This is a genomic window from Paraburkholderia madseniana (assembly GCF_009690905.1).
In the GTDB taxonomy this organism is placed as follows: Bacteria; Pseudomonadota; Gammaproteobacteria; order Burkholderiales; family Burkholderiaceae; genus Paraburkholderia; species Paraburkholderia madseniana.
Map to the genome: position 1 here is coordinate 124772 of NZ_VOSW01000003.1, position 17807 is coordinate 142578.

The 17807-nt window shown below is 59.3% G+C and carries 17 protein-coding genes; 6 read left to right on the forward strand and 11 right to left on the reverse strand.

Annotated features, from left to right (window positions below; all coding sequences use genetic code 11):
* On the reverse strand, positions 1–557 hold a 557-nt coding region (locus FSO04_RS47375), incomplete at its 3' end, for an oxidoreductase (RefSeq protein ID WP_479687404.1).
* A gap of 358 nt (positions 558–915) precedes the next feature.
* Positions 916–1821, reverse strand: a complete 906-nt coding sequence (locus tag FSO04_RS02915; protein WP_154558263.1) for a LysR family transcriptional regulator — start codon at positions 1819–1821, stop codon at positions 916–918.
* A gap of 388 nt (positions 1822–2209) precedes the next feature.
* On the opposite strand from FSO04_RS02915, the gene FSO04_RS02920 reads away from it, so the two are divergent.
* Positions 2210–3547, forward strand: a complete 1338-nt coding sequence (locus FSO04_RS02920) for a porin (protein WP_233464718.1) — start codon at positions 2210–2212, stop codon at positions 3545–3547.
* 66 nt (positions 3548–3613) lie between these two features.
* On the opposite strand, the gene FSO04_RS02925 is transcribed toward FSO04_RS02920, so the two are convergent.
* Positions 3614–4753, reverse strand: a complete 1140-nt coding sequence (locus tag FSO04_RS02925) for an FAD binding domain-containing protein (RefSeq protein WP_154558303.1) — start codon at positions 4751–4753, stop codon at positions 3614–3616.
* 353 nt (positions 4754–5106) lie between these two features.
* Between FSO04_RS02925 and FSO04_RS02930 the strand changes: the two genes are divergently transcribed.
* Positions 5107–5757: a DsbA family oxidoreductase gene (locus FSO04_RS02930; protein WP_154558264.1), complete on the forward strand. Its 651-nt coding sequence runs from the start codon at positions 5107–5109 to the stop codon at positions 5755–5757.
* Between the two features lie 189 nt (positions 5758–5946).
* The gene (locus FSO04_RS02935) at positions 5947–7203 is read left to right on the forward strand and encodes an FAD-dependent oxidoreductase (RefSeq protein WP_154558265.1); all 1257 of its coding nucleotides are present in this window, start codon (positions 5947–5949) and stop codon (positions 7201–7203) included.
* A gap of 173 nt (positions 7204–7376) precedes the next feature.
* Here the strand turns inward: FSO04_RS02935 and FSO04_RS02940 are convergent, their stop codons facing one another.
* The 8 genes from FSO04_RS02940 to FSO04_RS02975 form a co-directional block, all read right to left on the reverse strand.
* Positions 7377–8642, reverse strand: a complete 1266-nt coding sequence (locus tag FSO04_RS02940; protein ID WP_168435544.1) for a leucine-rich repeat domain-containing protein — start codon at positions 8640–8642, stop codon at positions 7377–7379.
* Positions 8643–8949: 307 nt separating this feature from the next.
* A complete protein-coding gene (locus FSO04_RS02945) occupies positions 8950–9582 on the reverse strand; it encodes a LysE family translocator (protein WP_154558266.1) in 633 nt (210 codons plus the stop codon).
* Positions 9583–9829: 247 nt separating this feature from the next.
* On the reverse strand, positions 9830–11182 hold the full coding sequence (locus tag FSO04_RS02950) for an epoxide hydrolase (protein WP_154558267.1): 1353 nt from the start codon (positions 11180–11182) through the stop codon (positions 9830–9832).
* Positions 11183–11204: 22 nt separating this feature from the next.
* The gene (locus FSO04_RS02955) at positions 11205–12137 is read right to left on the reverse strand and encodes an NmrA family NAD(P)-binding protein (RefSeq protein WP_154558268.1); all 933 of its coding nucleotides are present in this window, start codon (positions 12135–12137) and stop codon (positions 11205–11207) included.
* Between the two features lie 106 nt (positions 12138–12243).
* Positions 12244–13281 carry an alpha/beta fold hydrolase gene (locus FSO04_RS02960; protein WP_233464723.1) on the reverse strand — a complete coding sequence of 346 codons (1038 nt, stop codon included), beginning with the start codon at positions 13279–13281 and terminating at the stop codon, positions 12244–12246.
* Between the two features lie 52 nt (positions 13282–13333).
* Entirely contained in the window at positions 13334–14326 is a 993-nt protein-coding gene (locus FSO04_RS02965) for a carbon-nitrogen hydrolase family protein (RefSeq protein ID WP_154558269.1), read from the reverse strand.
* Between the two features lie 75 nt (positions 14327–14401).
* Positions 14402–14884 carry a MarR family winged helix-turn-helix transcriptional regulator gene (locus tag FSO04_RS02970; protein ID WP_154558270.1) on the reverse strand — a complete coding sequence of 161 codons (483 nt, stop codon included), beginning with the start codon at positions 14882–14884 and terminating at the stop codon, positions 14402–14404.
* Positions 14885–15100: 216 nt separating this feature from the next.
* Positions 15101–16138: a GlxA family transcriptional regulator gene (locus tag FSO04_RS02975; RefSeq protein ID WP_154558271.1), complete on the reverse strand. Its 1038-nt coding sequence runs from the start codon at positions 16136–16138 to the stop codon at positions 15101–15103.
* A 105-nt stretch (positions 16139–16243) separates the two neighbouring features.
* Between FSO04_RS02975 and FSO04_RS02980 the strand changes: the two genes are divergently transcribed.
* From FSO04_RS02980 to FSO04_RS02990, 3 genes are all read left to right on the forward strand, one after another.
* Positions 16244–16780, forward strand: a complete 537-nt coding sequence (locus tag FSO04_RS02980; protein WP_154558272.1) for a tautomerase family protein — start codon at positions 16244–16246, stop codon at positions 16778–16780.
* A gap of 13 nt (positions 16781–16793) precedes the next feature.
* Positions 16794–17267 (forward strand): hypothetical protein, encoded by a 474-nt coding sequence (locus tag FSO04_RS02985; protein ID WP_154558273.1) that lies wholly within the window; start codon positions 16794–16796, stop codon positions 17265–17267.
* 84 nt (positions 17268–17351) lie between these two features.
* Complete coding sequence (locus FSO04_RS02990; protein WP_233464719.1) at positions 17352–17753, forward strand: hypothetical protein; 402 nt, start codon at positions 17352–17354, stop codon at positions 17751–17753.
* The last annotated feature ends 54 nt before the right edge of the window (positions 17754–17807 follow it).

Genomic DNA, 17807 nt, shown 5'->3' on the forward strand with positions numbered 1-17807 from the left:
TAGCCGTTCCCGGCATGAATTTCAACGCCGTCCATGCCGGCCGCGATCGCATTGCCTGCGGCACGCCGGTAGTCGGCGACGATTTCTCGAATGCCTTCAACGGTCAGTTCCTGCGGTACCGGAACGTCACCCCACACGCCGTTGCCCGCCTCGTCGAGAATGAACGTCTTGCCTGGCACCGGCATGGCGGTGGGGGCAACAGGCAGGCTGCCATTCGGCTGGAACACGGGATGGGAGACGCGGCCGACGTGCCACAACTGGAGGAACATGTGGCCGCCTTCTTCATGAACAGCCTTGCTAACAGCACGCCAGCCTTCAATCTGCTGTTCCGTGTGAATACCCGGCGTCCACGCATAACCCTGGCCTTGCTGTGAGATCTGTGTTGCTTCGCTCACGATCAATGCCGCGCCGGCGCGTTGCCGATAGTATTCGACGTTCAGGTCTGTTGGCACGTTTCCCGGTTGGCCGGCGCGCGAGCGCGTAAGAGGGGCCATCGCAACGCGGTGATCGAGGGAGAGGCGGCCCAGCTTGATAGGGTTAAACAGGTGCTTTGTCATGGTGTATCTCCGTCAAAGATGTGAGGCGCGCCTTGCAGCGCCGCCGTGTGCATTTCAAGGCATGGCCTGGTGCAGCACGCCTTACCTGATCCTTCCGCAACGCGCCTGTCAGACGTCGTGTTCGTCGTTGGCGGTCATGCAGCGGTGCTGCATGTCTGTGCGGTTGGTTGATGTGTGTAAGGTTAGGAGAGACGGGGCCTGGGCGGAATCCCAACGGCGCGCTACACAGCATTGCGTGGTGAGCAAAGATCGAGGAAGGCGCTGCGGGTGTTGCCGGCGTTTGCCGGTATTGATCGAACACCCGTTGCCAATGATTGACGTGAGAGAGGGTTCGGCGATCAGCACGCCGCGATAGCGGTTACTGAGGGCCGCCCGTCAGTTCGGACACGAAATCGATAAACGCATTGACTCTTCGCGATCCTCGCTGATTTGGCAGATACAGCGCGCTCACGACAGCCCGTGCGTCGTTCGGTCCCGCCTCGAACTCGGCGAACAGCCGGGTGAGGGCGCCTGACTGAACGTCCGACCCCACCAGCCAGTCGGGAAGCAACGCGATGCCCATGCCGTCCAATGCTGCTTCTCGCAATACTTCGGAATTGTTCGCCTTGAGTCTGCCCGTCACCGGCACGCGGCTTTCTTCCTTGTTACGCGAAAACGTCCAGACTTGAGGTTCTGTCGTATAGGTGAACCGAAGGCATTCATGGTCTATCAATTCGTCAGGAGATGCGGGATAGCCTGCTCGGTCGAGATATTCGCTACTCGCGACCAGATAACGAGCGAAGATGCCGACGCGCTTGCTGACGACGTCGGCCATGGCAGCGACCTCGCCAAGGCGAATAGCGACGTCTATTCGCTCGCTGACCAGATCGACAAAGGCATCGCTAAGTTTGACGTCCAACTCCAGCTTGGGATATTTTTGCAAGAACACCGCGAGGGCAGGTGCGATCAGTCGGGATCCGAATGCGACGGGCACGGACACGCGTAGTGGGCCCGACGGTTCGCCGCTTCTGTCCGAAACCGATGCATCGGCATCGGCCAGATCTTCGAGCAGCTTTTTTGCTTTGGCGTAGTAGGAGGTCCCCGCTTCGGATAAGGTCACCTGGCGGGTGGTCCGATTCAGGAGTACCGCGCCCAGCTCCTTCTCAAGCGAATCAACCGAGCGCATAACCGAGGACGTTGCCAGTTCGAGGCGCCGTGCCGCACTCGAAAAACCGCCTGCCTCAGCGACTTCCACGAACGCTCGAAGCGACGATAGCTTGTCCATAATCTTGGCCCATACAGTTTGCTGGTTTGCGGCGGCCTTATTAACCTCTAAGGCTTAGTGCCGGCCGCTCCAATATCTGAACGCGGAATCGGTTCGCATCGCACAGTACGGTCGCTATTCTGCCCTGGTTGTTAGGCGGCTGCATTTACGTCGCGCATGTCGCATTGGCCGTGACCGGCCATCTTTTAATTATCTATTGAATAATTAAAGTCTAATCGACGCCTCGGGAAGACCTCGGGAGCACCTCGGGCAAACCCCGATGCTCTGCGCATTGTAAATTATCACTTGAACATTTATATTCTGACTCATTGATCACGGCGCCATTCTCTTGCCGACCAGCAAGCAACGTTCGCGGACGGCCTCCACGCGTTCAGGTTGGATTCTGTTTATGTTGGAGTCCTATTCGGAAGCAAAGCAATTGCCTCACCTGTTGATGAATGAAAACAGCGGGGTATCAGGTTTTATTCAATCCAATTCGACTACATCAAGAGAGGATCTTTCAGTGAAAAAGATAGGGGCTTCATTTGCGTTGATGGTGATGTCTGTTTCCGCGGCCCATGCGCAAAGCAGCATCACTTTGTACGGGGTTGTCGATCCGGATATCGTTTTCGTGAACAATGCACAGACGGGCCGTTCGGGCGGGCAATTAACGGGGAAGCAGCAATACTCCATGATGGACGCAACGACATCCGCGTACTTTGGCAGCCGCTTCGGCCTGAAGGGGGTGGAGGATCTGGGTGGGGGTATGACCGCGTTGTTTACGCTCGAAAACGGATTCAATGCGGCGAATGGCACGTTGGGTCAAGGTGGGCTGCTGTTTGGCAGGCAGGCGTTTGTCGGCTTGTCGGCGGCCGCGGGGCGTGTCACGTTCGGCCGCCAGTATTCGTCGCTGTGGGATTTCGTGTCCCCCCTCGCGGTCATCACCCAGTGGGCCGGCTATCTTGGGTCCCATCCAGACGATCTCGACAACATCGGCGGTACGAATCGGCAGAACAACTCACTCAAATACACCTCGCCCACGTGGAACGGCATTACCGCTAATGCGCTGTATTCTGTCGGTGGCGTCGCCGGTAGTTTCTCGGAGAATCAGATCTGGTCCGTAGGGATGGGTTATACCGGAGGTCCTGTCCGCGTGGGCATCGCGCTTGTGGACGCGTTTAATCCCAATACCTCGATATATGGATCGACGCCAACAGCGGGCGGTGCCGCCACGAACAATTTTGGATCGTTCGGTTCGGCGACAAGCGCACAACGAAACCCAATCATCGCAGGTTATGCGTCGGTGCACCGGGAGCAGATCTTCGGCATGGGCGGCTCATACATCGCTGGTCCGGCGACGCTGGGCCTCGTTTACACCAACACGCGGTTCGCCGGCTTGGGTTCGTCTTCGGGACCGAATCCGCTCTCGTACTCGGGTAGTTCGACCTTCAATACGGTTGAAGCGAACCTGCAATTTCAGGTCACGGTACCCGTATCAGTAGGACTAGCGTATTCGTTCACCAAAGACGATGGTCCGAATGATCAGAGTGCTCGTTATCAGCAGGTGACTGCCGGCGTCCACTACTTTTTCTCCAAACGCACAGACGTGTATATGGTCGCCGCCTATCAACGTGCCTCTGGAACGAACTCGCTAGGGCAAAGCGCGGTTGCGTCGATCGCGGGGATGACACCGTCATCGAGAAACCAGCAGGTTGTGGATACGATAGGATTGGCCCACCGTTTCTAAGCCCCGACCTCCAGCAGCGCTGCCGGTGGATTCATTACCGGGGACCTTCACCGTTCCGGTCAGGCATTAGCGGCGAAGCTTCATAATGCGGTCACCCAGAGAAATCCCAAGTTCCGACATGCTGATGCCGAGCCGCCTTTGCTGTAACTCCCAGCCGGACAGCGCAGACTGCAGGCGCTCGCCGCCCTTCGAGAGCGCGAGAGCTAGCGCGACGGCGTTCGCGGCGGCCTTTGCGGTGCTGCCTGCCGTATGCGGACGTGGAACGTACGCAGAATCGCCAAGCAGAATCGTCCGGCCGAAAACCATTTTTTCAACCCGGAGGTCCTGGATCGCCTGAACGAACGGCTCGGCCGTAGCCTGAACGAGGACCTGCAGCGTAGGCGCGAGCAAGCGGCCTGCAGCGGAACGCAGTTCGGCGATATCGTCGTCTTTTGTCGTTCCCGGGGGCAGCGACGTGCTGCGTTGCGTCCCGTGTCTGTCCAGCATCAATGCCCTGAGGCTGTCGCCGGACATCGGGCGGTACCAGACCCAGTTCCAGCGCCGCTTGCCGACCTCGGTTGCACCGTCTTCCCCGGGTACGAGATAGACCAGAATCAGATGGGCTTCACCTTGCTGGAAAGTAAAGCGATCCCGTAGAACATTGGCAGCATCGACCGGCAGATCATTTTCTTCGACGAGACCGCGCCACGCGACATAGCCCGCATAGCTGGGCTGTGAATCAGGCAGCAGCTGAGCCCGAACCGTAGAGCGCGCACCATCGGCGCCGATCAGAAGATCCGCCTCTTCGACGCGGCCACTTTCAAAATGAGCCTTGACCGTTTCCCCGGTTTGCTCGAGATGAGTGAAACGTTCGCCGGGATGAATGACTTCAACCGGCAACGCACGTCTCATGGCGCTGTAAATCAGGCTCCATGAAGTTTGCGTCTGAGGCATGTAGAACTGGTCGATGATGCGGTCGTTCTGGTCGAGATAGATGCGATCGCCGGAGTCCACGCCTGGATATGCCGGCAGTTTCACGCGGCCGAAACGGAACGCTTCCAGAACGTCGGGCTGTAGCACGATCCCCCCACCCCGGCTGTCAAGTTCATTGGGCGACTGCTCGAAGAGCTTGACGTCCCATCCGACTGCGCGTAGCGCGGTCGCCGTGAAAAGGCCGCTGAGCGAACCGCCGATAACGATTGCAGAGGGTCGATTGACATTCCCCATGAGGCGTTCCTGATGATTCTGCGTCTGATGTTTCTGCTCAGCTATGGCGTTCACCGCGTTCTCCTGCTATTGCCCGATAGCGGAAGATTAGCCGTTGCGGAAGCAGCAGAGAATCGAGACGCGACGCAATCCACCTTTGCGTGACCGGCAAAAATAGTCTTTCAGCAATAGCGTGGTGCGCTGCGTGGGAAAGAGCGGCTTCGTGCATGAGGCGAGAGACGCCAGGCAGACTTCGCCGTTCGCCGCGTCTTATTGCGGACCACGCAAAGGTACATTGCTTCGCATTGCCATTCCGATCGACTGATAGCCACGCTATCGTTTGTCATGCAAACAATCCCTTTTGGAGATGTTCGATGAACAAGCTGCATATCGAGGTCACATACGATTTCATTTGTCCCTGGTGCTGGATTGGCGGGGAGAAACTGAAGAAAGCGATTAGCGAAGCGAACGCCGTCGAGCAAACGAAACTCGTGTTCGTTCCTTATGAATTGAATCCGGGTATGCCCGTCGAAGGTCTCGACCGTAAAGAATACCGGTCGGCGAAGTTCGGGAGTTGGACGCGCTCGCAGGCAATGGATGCTCAAGTCACGGCGGCCGGACGTCAGGTCGGTCTGGAATTCAACTATGCGCTGGCGAAGCGCACGCCGAATACGCTGGCTGCACATCGGCTTGTATGGTTCTTGCAACAACGGCATGACGTAACGGCGCTCGTGGAGGCGATCTTCCATGCGTATTTCTCCGCTGGTCGCGATATTGGAGACGTCGCCGTGTTGACGGAGATCGCGGTAGCTACGGGCTTTGAGAAAGACCACGTCGAAGCGTTGTTCGCGTTGGACAGTGGAGTAGAGGAAGTGCGTGCGCTTGAAGCTCAGGCGATCGGGCATGGCGTCAGCTCGGTACCGTCGGTGAGGATTGGCGATGAAATTATCGGCGGCGCACAGTCTGTCGCTCTGTTTCGGGCAACGCTGGAGGGTGCCCTGAAACCCCGTGCCACCGCGGCGTAAGCAGGGCCGCAGTGGCTATGGGCTGCTCGCCTCGAAGGCTGGGCGGCAGCCCTACTCGCGCTACACATTCAGAAACGTTAACTCGACCGTGAGATTGCATTGGGTCAGCATGCGCAGTTAAGAAACTGCAGCGGTGGCGCCCATAGGAGGCAATCTCGACGGGCGTGGCAGGTTTGTCGTGGAGGTGCGATGGACGGCGCAAGAGTGGTCAGGGTTCTTGGGGCGGCACACAGCAAGGAAGCATACGAGATCCGGGACTTCCTTGCCCGAGGCGTGGTCGAATATGAATGGTGCGAAATCGCATCAGACGAAGCGTGCGTCCGGGAACTAGGCGTTGCCGGCTTTGGCGATATCAAGTGGCCTGTTGTCGTCTTTCCAGATGGCTCCAGGTTAGACGCGCCGAGTTTAGCGGAGATCGCGGCCAAGCTTGGGTGGGTCTCGCGCCCACGTTATCAGGAGTATGACCTGTCGATATACGGCGCGGGACCCGCAGGATTATCCGCCGCGGTCTACGCGGCATCGGAGGGCCTGCGGGCTGTCGTCATTGAACGGGCTGCGGTGGGCGGGCAAGCGGGAACGAGTTCGCTCATTGAAAACTATATGGGTTTCCCGCAGGGCATCGCCGGTGCGGAATTGGCCGAGCGCGCCCGTCAGCAGGCAGTGAAGTTTGGCGTCGAACTGCTTATGATGCGCGAGGGCGTGCACGCCACGTTTGTGGATGGAAAAATTGAAGTTAATCTGGCGGATGGGACGCTGCTGAGGGCACGCGCCAATATTTGCGCGACGGGTATCGAGTACCGCAGCCTGGGCATTCCCGATGAGCAAAGGCTGTTGAACGCAGGGTTGTACTACGGCGCGGGCGTGAGCGAAGCGCCAATGTGCACCGGAAAAAAGATTTTCATCGTAGGCGGCGGAAATTCCGCAGGGCAGGCCGCGATGAATTTCGCGCGAACCGCGGAGAGTGTGACATTGATCGTTCGCGGCGAGTCCCTTGCCGCAACGCTCTCGCATTACCTGTTGGATCGCATTGCCCACACGAGCAACGTCCGGGTCGTCTTTGAGTCGTCTGTCTCAGCAATCTATGGCGATACCCAGCTTGAAGCGCTGCAGATCACGAACATGGCGGGCGGAACTCAGGTTGTTTCGGCAGACCGCTTATTCGTGTGTATTGGTGGCGCACCGAACACCGAGTGGGCAAAAGACACCACGATCGTCCGGGACAGGAATGGGTACCTTGTGACAGGCGCCGATCTGAGCGACTTTCCCAAGTTCGAGACTTGCTGGCCGCTCGAGCGGCGCCCTTACTTTCTGGAAACAAGCGTCCCTGGTTCCTTCGCAGCCGGCGATGTCCGCTACGGGTCGGTCAAGCGGGTTGCGTCAGCGGTTGGGGAAGGGGCCATGGCAGTCACGTTTGTTCACCGGTATCTGGCGGAATCGATGACTTGAAGTATTGGCGCTCGCCGGAAGTTATTTGGTTAATTTTCCGCAAGGCAATCGAGTTCCTCTACACAATCTCGCTGCAAGTGCACGTCAGTTGTCGCGTGCCGTCGGATAAGGACTATCAAAATCTGGGGCGCTGCTGTTTGACCCGGCGCACCTGTTGAAAAAATGTCGAATGATCACCACACGATTCGCGTTTTTGGAAGCGCCGCTTTGAGATCGTCGACGTTCCTGGCCTGGGTGCCATACAGAACGAGTTCTCGCAGACCAGTGAGCCCTTTCAGCGCGTCGACGTCTTCGACAGGGGTGTTCGCAAGGTAGAGTTCCTGCAGACCAGTCAAGCCTCGCAGTGGATCGATGTTTCGAACCCTGGTGCGAAAGAGATTGAGCATTCGCAGGCTTTTCAGGTCTGTCAGCGCCTCGATGTTCTCGACCCGGGTGTCGGCGAGATTGAGCCTTTGCAGATGGGTGAGCCCCTTCAATGCATCGATGTTCGTCACTTGCGTGCGAGCGAGCACCAGCGTGTCCATCTGGAGCATGCCCTGCGCCGCGTCGATATCATCGACCTTCGAGCCGTCCAGCACGAGCGTCCTGAGCGAGGACATTCCTTTTAGTGCGTCGATGTCTCGCAGCGGCGTGTTCGCTAGATAGAGCGCTTGCAGACCGCGGAGCTTTTTCAACTCACTGATGCTGTCGACCTGGGTTTCGTTGAGGTCGAGCGTCTGCAAGGAGGCGAGCTGGCTGAGCGCGTCGACGTTCCGGACGTTCCTCGCGCCCCCGAGTTTGAGCGTTTCCAGATGAGGCAGATCTTCGAGCGGATTGAGATCGCGAACCTGTGTATCCCGCAGGTCGAGTTCTCGCAGATCGCGCAGGTTCTTGAGCGCGTCGAGATTCGAGACGCGGGTATCCCAGAGGTTCAGCGATTGCAGACCGGTCAGCCCTTTTAGCGCGGCGATGTTTTCGACTTCGGTGCGATGGAGCACGAGCCTTTTCAGCGAGTGCATTTCCTTCAGGGCGTCGATGTTCCAGACGGGCGTGTCCGTCAGGTCAAGCGATTCCAGATCGTCCAGTTCCTTCAGCGAATCGACGTTATCGATCTGGGTGCCTCGCAGATTCAGTTCGATCTTGCGGTCGGAATTCTTTAGATGTGGCAAAGCGGCCGCGACCTGAGATGCCGTCATTGTCGGTTTCGCCCGCAACGCCAGGCATTCCGAGTCGGGCTTGGCTGTCGACGCGTCGCTGTCGTTGCAGGTGCCTTTGATGAATCCCAGTTCGCTCAGCGCCCGTTCATCCGGGCTCTTGTGGAACGGGTTGAAGATCAGCAGCAAAATGCCGAGCAACAGCGCGATTGCGCCGCCGATGGCCCACGGCTTGATGATTCGGGGCAAGGACGGGTTCGGACCTTCAGCGCTTGAGTTCGTGGTTGACGGTGGGGTTTCGGGCACGGCGGGCTCCCGTAGTACAGGCTTCCTCCTTTATACACGAAGAGCGGGGCGCATTCCGCCCAGGCAACGTCGCTCTTCGCGCTACGCGTGAGAGCCAGCGACACGTTCTGCCAGCCTGGCGTCGCAGCTCGAATGAATGTGCAGGTGCTTCTTGTGCGGGAACGCGTAGTTGTAGGCGGCTTCCTGATATTCCCGCCTCTATCGCCGTGAATGTCATGGCTTCACTGCATGCGGATGCGTACTTTCGACCGAAATAGCAGGACTCCCCGGCGGTATGGCATTGGACAAGCGAAGGTACTGAAACTGGCTAGACACGCGACGCCAGAAGTCTGATGCCGGCAATCCCGAATACTACGGCCAGGCATCCTTCCAGGGCACGACGGGTCCGCACGTACAACCTGCGAGCCGAGTCCGTTGAAAACAGTATGGCGTAACCGCCGAACACCAGACATCCGATGGCCGCACAACCTACGATTACAGCACTATGGGCTGATCCCGTGCTGTTCGACGATAGAGCAACAATTGAAACCCACACGAGGATGGCTTTCGGATTGGTGAGATGGAGCATCACTCCGCGGGAGTAGACGCTCGTCAATGTCGGTGTTCGTTCCACGTTCAGTACGGATTCAGCCGCTGTCGCGAGCGCACTGCGTCCGGATTTGAAGGCTAGCCACAGGAGATATAGACCACCAAAAATCTTGACTGCAATGATGAATTGAGAATAGGCGATCAGGGTAGCCGAGACGCCTAGCGTTGCCACCGTCGCCCAAAACATCGACCCCGAGATGACACCGAGTGCGAACATCAACGCCGCTTTCCGGCCGTGACTGGCCGCGATGGACATAATTGCAAGGTTGCTCGGCCCGGGACTCGCGGTGCCAACGAAATACGCTGCATAGGCAAGCAGCAGGTTTGTCGAGAAATAGGCGTTTCCAGTCATGTTTTGGTTCCGGAAATGGAAAGTCGCCTAATTGTCGGGCTTTGCCGAAACGAGCGGGAGTGGCAATATTGCCATCTTTCGAGGAATATCGGACATACGCGCCAGGGTTCGTCGAAAACCCGTGTTTCGCAAGCGGACCCGGGGGCGAACCAAACGGCAGATCAATGCGAACAACATCGCATGGACCCGACTAGCGCGGTTACATCGAGGAGCGCTCCGACGCATGCGCGTCGGAGCGCTTCGCACTTTAGGCGCGCAAGGGCCTTAATCCCGCGCGCACTTCGTTCGCGAAGATCATCGGTTCTTCCCATGCCGCGAAGTGCCCGCCCGTTTCGGGTTTGTTGAAGTAAATCAGGTTGTGATAGGCCTTTTCGGTCCAGGTCTTCGGCGCCTGGTAGTTTTCTCCCGGAAAGGCGCTCACAGCGGCAGGCACGTTGACGTCGGCCGCGAGGAAGAAATTCGCGTGCGACTCCCAATAGAAGCGCGCCGCCGAGATGCCGGTGTTGGTCAGCCAGTAAAGCGTGATGTCGTCGAGTATGTCGTCTCGCGTCAGCGCGCCTGCTGAATGACCGTTGACGGGATGGCCGAGCACGGCTGCGCTCAACGCCGCCGCGGGCTGGCCGTAGCCGTCGCCGTGGTCGAGTAGCCAGGAAGCCAGCGCGACGGGCGAGTCGGCGAGTCCGTACAGCGTCTGCGGGCGCGTGCCCATTTCGAAAGCGTAGCCGCGCTTCTTTTTGAAGTTGGCACTCAACTGCTCATACGCGTGCATTTCCTCGTCCGATAAGCCGGCAGGCATCGCGTCGCCCGCGGCCAGCGACTTCAGGATCTCCGCCGGAACGGAGGCAGGGAAGTTCACATGAATGCCGATCAGTTCGGGTGGCGCCTGTTTGGCCATGATGTTCGTGACAATGCCGCCGAGATCGCCGCCCTGCGAAGCAAAGCGCTCATAGCCGAGGCGTTTCATCAATGTGACCCACGCGCGCGCGGTGCGCTCCGGTCCCCAGCCCGTTGTGGAAGGTCTCGCCGAAAAGCCGTAACCGGGCAATGATGGGATCACGAGATGAAAGGCATCCGAAGCCGGCGCGCCGTACGCAGTCGGATTGACGAGCGGGTCGATGATCTTGAACTGTTCGATGATCGAGCCGGGCCAGCCGTGGGTCACGATCAACGGCATCGCGTTTTCGTGCTTCGACCGCACGTGGATGAAATGGATATCGAGTCCGTCAATCTCAGTGATGAACTGCGGATACGAATTCAGCCGCGCTTCGCATTTGCGCCAGTCGTAGCCGGTTGCCCAATATTGCGCGAGTCCCTGAATGGAGGCGAGCTGAATGCCCTGTGATTCGTCGGGCACCGTCTCGCGATCCGGCCAGCGCGTGGCCTTGATGCGGCGCCGCATGTCGACGAGTTGCGAGTCGGGGACGTGAACGCGGAACGGCCGGATCGCCGTCTTGTCGCCGTTCGCGGGTTCGGTGATCTTGCCGATTGCGGGGCTCGTTTCCGCGAAGGCGAGCCGGCTCAGCGAGCCTGCCGCGAGCGCCGCGGCCGCCATACCGACAAAGTGCCGGCGCGATGAGGATTGGGGCGTGTCTTTTGACATGGGATCGGTCTCCTGCCTTGGATCAGCGTGTTGCGTTGCGCGTGAAGTCTGCGATGTGCAGTCTCACGAAGTCATACATGCTCATGGGTTTGCGGCCCGTGAGTTCGAACAGGTCGTTCGTCATGCGGTCATACCGCCCCTGAACGTGCAGGTCGGCCATCACGGCCAGATGGTCGACGACGTGAGCGGGAATGCCGAGTTCGCGCAATTTGTCCGACCACGGCGCGACAGGCACATTCCGGTAACGGATGGGCCGGCCGAGCGCGTCCGAAAAGACGCGCGCGGCGTGCTCGAGATCATTTGATTCGAGGCCCGTCAGGTTATAGATCCTGCCGATATGCGGCGCCGGGTCTTCGAGAATCACTGATACGGCATTTGCGACGTCAACGGCTGAAATGGGCGAAGTCTTGCTATTGCCGAGCGGCAGTGCGAGTTCGTCGTTGTCGCGCACGCCGGCTGCGCCAAGCGTCAGGAAGAAGCTCTCGAGAAACGCCGTGGGCCGTACCGTGACGACGGGCAGCCCCGACCACTGCAAGACCTGCTCGGCGAGCCAGTGCAGCTTGTGCTGGGGACTGTCGGTGGTCTCCGTGATGCTCATTTCCGTGACCGTCATCTGCGACATGTTCACGATGGCTTCGACGCCATGATGACGTGCTACCGCAGCAAAATTGGCGGTTGCTTCGAGATAGTCTGCAGAGACGGACATGCCGAAATAGATGCGCGAACACCCTTCGATCGCACGGTGCATCGAGGCAAGATCGGTCAGATCGCCGACCATGACTTCGGCGCCAAGGCGGCGCAACTCGTCCGCGCGTTCGTCTTCTTTGCGGACCAGCGCCCGCACTTTATAGCCCTTCGCGAGCAATGACGTTGTCACGTTGCGGCCAATGCCGCCAATTGCGCCTCCGGCACCCGTCACGAGAATGGGCCGATCATGGGCAGGTTTCGTTGTCATATCACATCCTTTCAAGGGAAAACTTCACTTCAGTTATGTATGCATATACACACGTGTGTATGAAAACGTGCGCGTGCATACGTCGATCAACGCGACGATCGGGTCATCATTCGCGGGCGCCTTGCAGAAAGCCGAGCATTGTCTTCGTAACAAGCTCGGGCTGCTCCTCCTGGATAAAGTGCCCACTGTTTTCTACGTCGACGGCGCTCATATTGATCGCCTTTTCTCCGACGACCATTTTCATCCACTTGTATGCGGGACCGCCCATCACGAGAACGGGCATTTGTAGCTGTCCATAATCCTTGTTGTCGCTGACGTCCTGAGGGAAGGCCTGATACCACGCGTTGCCTGCGCGGATCGCGGCGGCGCTGTTATAGGCGTGCTCGTACACGGCGCGGTCGCGCGCGTCGACTGCTTTCTCATTCACAAGAAAGTAGTGGAAGAGCCAGTCCTGTTCAAGCCGGACGCGGCCTGCCAGCAGCTTCTCCGGCAAACCTCTGACCTGATTGAACGCGAACCACCACAGGTTCGGGCGCGCCGAACCCAGCCTGTCACCGTATCCGCCTTGGGCGGGTAGAAGCGGAAAAGTCTGCAGGCTATCGTCGGGATGCGGAAACTCCATCATCACCAGCTTGTCGGTGGCTTCCGGATAGTTCTCCGCGTAGGCGAACGCCACAGCCGAGCCGATGTCGTGTCCCGCGATCGCAACCTTGTCGTATCCAAGCGATTGCGTCAGTTCATGGATATCAGCGGCCATCGTTTTCTTGTCATAGCCGTCAACGGGTTTCGACGACGCACCCATGCCGCGCAGATCCACCACGATCACGGTGTAGTGCTCGGCGAGCGCCGGCATGATCTTGTGGAAGGTCCACCACGTTTCGGGCCAACCGGGCAGCAACACGAGCGGCTCGCCCTTGCCGCCGACCACATAATGCAGCCGTACGCCGTTCACGGTTGCATAGCCATTTCTGAATTCGGGCAGCGACTTCACCAGCGTCCCGTCCGAGACGTCAGTCTTTGCGGCCGCCTGCTTGCGCGAATGCGTTGCAACTGGCGTATCTGTTGCGGACGTCTGCGTGTAGCCTGGGGAAGCGGCCGCCATCAGCGCCGCAACGACGATGCTCGCGCAGCCGGTCCTGATCATTGCTTTCAAAGCAAATTCTCCTTCGATAGAGGGGCAATTCGAAGTTCGCAGGTCATGCAGCCTGGGTGCGCAGATCGTCGGAACCCTGGTCGTTGACGATCATCGGGTGCGAAGCGCGTTCGTGAACATGCGCGGTCGGCGTACGGTCGATCATCAGACTCAGCAATTCGGGGCGGTTGTAGTGGCCGGCCGAGTCCATCAGCAGTTTCCGACGGTCGATTTGCGTGAAGTCGAGATCAACAATGACTTCGCCTTCACCCGAGCGAAGCGGCTCGGCCATCAGCATGCCGTCAGGAGAGACGATCGTGGTGAAGCAGCCGCCCGAGATCGGACCGATTCCACAACCGGTGTCCTCCATGATTTGTGCCTGCTGGTCGGCATCCAGCCACGCCGTCGCGTTGACGACAAAAGCGCCGGACTCGAGCGCATGCTGGCGGATATTGATTTCCATCCGCTGGGCGAAGCCCTCACCAAAGGCCGAGCCTGGGTACATCGCCGAGTGGATCTGCTCGCCGTCGGCGATCATCGCGTAGCGGGCGAGCGGGTTATTGTGCTCGAAGCATGCGAGCTGGCCGATTCGGCCGACTGCGCTGTCGACTGCACGCAAGCCCGAGCCATCTCCCTGGCCCCAGATCATGCGTTCGAAATGCGTCGGCGTGATCTTGCGGCGGCGCTGGATCAGCGTACCGTCAGCATCGAAGAGCAATTGTGTGTTGTACAGCGTGCCGCCATCGCGCTCATTGACGCCAATGGACACGACCATGCCGGCCTTTCGCGCGGCTTCGCCGATCGCGTCGGTAGCGGCGGACGGCACAGTCACAGCCTGTTCGAGCAGGCGCAGATGTTCGGTGCCCGACAGAAGCTCGATGCCCGTCTGGACGGCCGCAAAGTAAGGGTAATAAGGCACGACCGTTTCGGGGAAGGTGGCGAACTGCACGCCTTTCTGGCCGAGTTCGTGGACCTTCTGCACGACCTTGGCGACGGTTGCTTCACGGCTATAGAGCACCGGGCTGAACTGGACGGCGGCGGCTTTGACGACTTTCATGACAAACTCCTTGACGAGGGGGGAGGGGTACCAGACGTTGGTCAATCTTGCATATGCAACATCGACCGAAAAATTTCAGACCATGCGCAGCGGCAATTTGCGCGCGATATTCATGAGTTCATGGGCGCAGCCTTCGCCGAGGAGGTGCGTCGCGTGGCTCTGTGCAGCCGACCAAGCGCTCGCGGCGGTTTTGAGCAGCGCCTTGCCTTCGTGCGTGAGCGAGAGAGGGCGGCTTCGACCATCGCTTGCCGGGACGCCCTCGGCGACCCAGCCCTGCGCGATCAGCGGCTGCAGATTCCTTGTCAGCGTCGAGCGCTCGTGATGATTCCGTCGGCCCAGATCTGAGCGGCTAATAGGCCCGAACTCCGCGATCAGCACGAGCAATGAGAACTGCGGCGCCACGATGCCGAACGGACGCAACGCATCGTCATAAACGGAGGTCAAGACGCGGGAGATCTGCCGGGCGCGCGTGAGCAGACAATTGCGCGCGATCTGGCTGCTCAGCGGTTCATCCGCCGTGCGGTCCAGTTCAACGGTTCCGTTCGACTCGTGTTGCATATGCACTACCTCGGTAAGCCCAGTTTTTGCGGTGCGGTGTTTTGCTCGCGATGGGCGTATTTGAGCGGATGAACGTATCCCGCTTGTGTCCGAAAGTCGCTTGTGTGTAAGCGTGCGTATCCCTATCTGGTGTAGATACGTTGAGATACAAAAGGGCAGTGCGGGGAAAGAGGGAGGGAAATGACGAGGGCTGCGGCGTGATGATCTCGCGAGGCCTCAGCCGCCGTTGCGGCCTGACTCGGTTTCTATATTCTCCGCCGCGGTACGCGAGAACCGCATTTGATATTCACTCGGCGACAACCCGGTCTTGCGCTTGAACAATTGCCGAAATGTGCTGATATCGCCATAACCGACCCGCTGACTCACCGCCTCAAGCCCAATTGGCCGCGTTTCCAGCAACCTTTTCGCGACCTCGATGCGCAGATTCTGCAGATACGCCAACGGTGCGAGCCCGACGGCTTCCTTGAAACGGCGATTGAGCGTGCGTTCGCTGACAGCAAGCGACGCCGCCAGATCGCTCAACCGGAATCCCTGCTGCAACGTAGCCTCCATCTGCTGTTGGGCGCGCGCGACGAGCGTGTCCGTATGCCCATGTTCGTCGAGAAGCGTTGCAAAGGAAGCCTGCGACGTCCGGTTCATGTCGATCAACAGCGCCTTCGCGGTCATCGTGGCAAGTTCTTCGCCGGCGAATGTTTCGACGAGCCGCGCCGCGAGATTCAGATACGACGTCACGGAACCGCCCGAGATGATGCCGTCTTGCGCGATCAACAGTTCCTGTGCGCGAACTTCGACACGCGGATAGCGGCGCGCGAAGTCCGCGGCTCTCGCCCAGTGCGTCGTTGCGGCGCGGCCATCCAGCAGGCCCGCCTCGGCGAGCAGGTAGTTGGCCGTGCAATAAGCCGCCAGCACGGCACCTGCCTTGCGTTGACGCCGCAGTGCGGAAGACAGCGCGTTCAACTGCTCGCGGCGCCCGATGAACTCGTCGATGTTCGAGAAAAACGGTGCCGTCAGCAGAACGGCGTCCGCCCGTTTGCGCGGGTCGATCTTGCCGTCGACGTGAATGGTCTGGCCCGACGCAGCCGTGACGGGTTGTCCGTCGAGAGATTCCACGCGCCATGCAAACACCGGCGCGAATGTCGTGCCGGGTGCAGCCTTGCGCGCATGGAACTGATTGGCCGCGTTGAAGACGTCAACAGGGCCCGCGACGCCGGACGCGAGGATTCCGTCATAGACCCAGATGCGGACGATGGCCATTGCGTGTCTGAAATTCCCTGAATAATGGCGATGCTGCCACTTCCGGCCGCGCGAGTAAACCCCGATCATGGCCACATCCAATGACCTGAAAGCAGGAGCAGCACCATGCCAATGATCGATGCACTGTGGCCCGAAGACGCCTTGACGCCCGAGGCCGAAGCGCGCCTCGTCAAGGAACTGACCGACATCCTCATCAAGGCGGAAGGGTACGATCCCGCCAATCCGATCGCACAGCGTGTCACCGTGTTCCATCTTCATCGGCCTGCTGCGATCTACATCGGCGGCGAACGCACGAACACAATACGCTACCGGATCATTCCGTCTGCACCCGAAGGGCAATACACCGACGAATCGCGTCGCTCGCTCGTCAGAAACGTCACGGAAGCGGTGGCGCGCGCGGAGAACCGGCCGTTCGATGACGTCGCGCCGCGTGTCTGGGTCTTCCCGACCGAGATTCCGGATGGCGCCTGGGGGACGCGCGGCGCGATCTGGATGCTGCCCGATATTCATGCGCTGCTGGCGGGCGAGTCTGAGCGCGGCGCGGGCGTTGGACGCCTCGCGCGACGCCGCCTCGAAAAGGCGCGCGTCACGCTCGAAGCAGCGCTCGATGCCGCTAGCGCAGGCATGACGAGCAAACCGTAACTGGAGCCCCAGCATGAAATTCAACGACACAGCCCCCGTGCTGACGCCCGCAGGCGGTCCGCCGCTCTGGCTGGCGAGGCTCGCCGAAAGCGCGACGCTCGAAGCCACCGTCCTGAAGCGTCCGATCGAGGGACGAGCCGATATTCTCTCCGTGATCAAACACGCGATTTCGCTCTACGAATTCCAGCATCACAGCTACAAGGGCGAGATCGGCAACGGTTTGTACATGGAATCCTATCGGTCGCAGATCGAGGGCGTGCCGATCGAAACGGTGGTCGTCGCGCATCTGAACGAACAGGGCGAGACGGATTCCGTGGTCATCAATCATCGCCCGCTCAACGCAGCGCTGCTGTTCTCGAAACGGATGTGGGAACGCGTCGATGAGCGCTTCCGCGATTGCTATCTGACGGGACCAGAAGCCGCAGCGCTGGATACGGCATCGGGTGTGGCCTCGCGCGAGCCTCCTTGTATTGAAGAGTTGCCGTAACTTTCACACGCGTGGGCTTGCTGCCACCGCCGATCTTGCCCAACTGGCCGGAATCTCCGCCGACATGTCGGTGCTGGACGTTGCATGAAACGCCTTCTTCTTAATTTGACAACAGCCTTTGTGCTGGTCGCTTCTGCTGGAGTTTCCATGGCGCAAACCACTCCGATGCCAACCACGCCAACCACGAAGATATTGGCGATTGGCACCTTTCCACCGGGCACGGACATGCAACTTGTCCAACGCATTCTTCCGACCGAAGTTCGCGATACGGCGCAACTCTACCTCGAGGGCAAGATTGACCAGTGGTATTCACTGCAGGACCGGGCTGGGGTGGCGTTCATCCTGAACGTTACGGACGTCAGTCAAGCGCATGAAATGCTTGAGGCACTTCCCTTGGGGAAAGCGCACTTAATGACATTCTCGCTGCTCCCAATCGGCCCACTGAAGCCGTTGAGTAAGCTTTTGAATCCGCCGTCTCCCCAGTAGAAAGCGCTAGAGCGTACTGGGTTTGCGTTTCAACTGACTCGTCGAATACTCAGC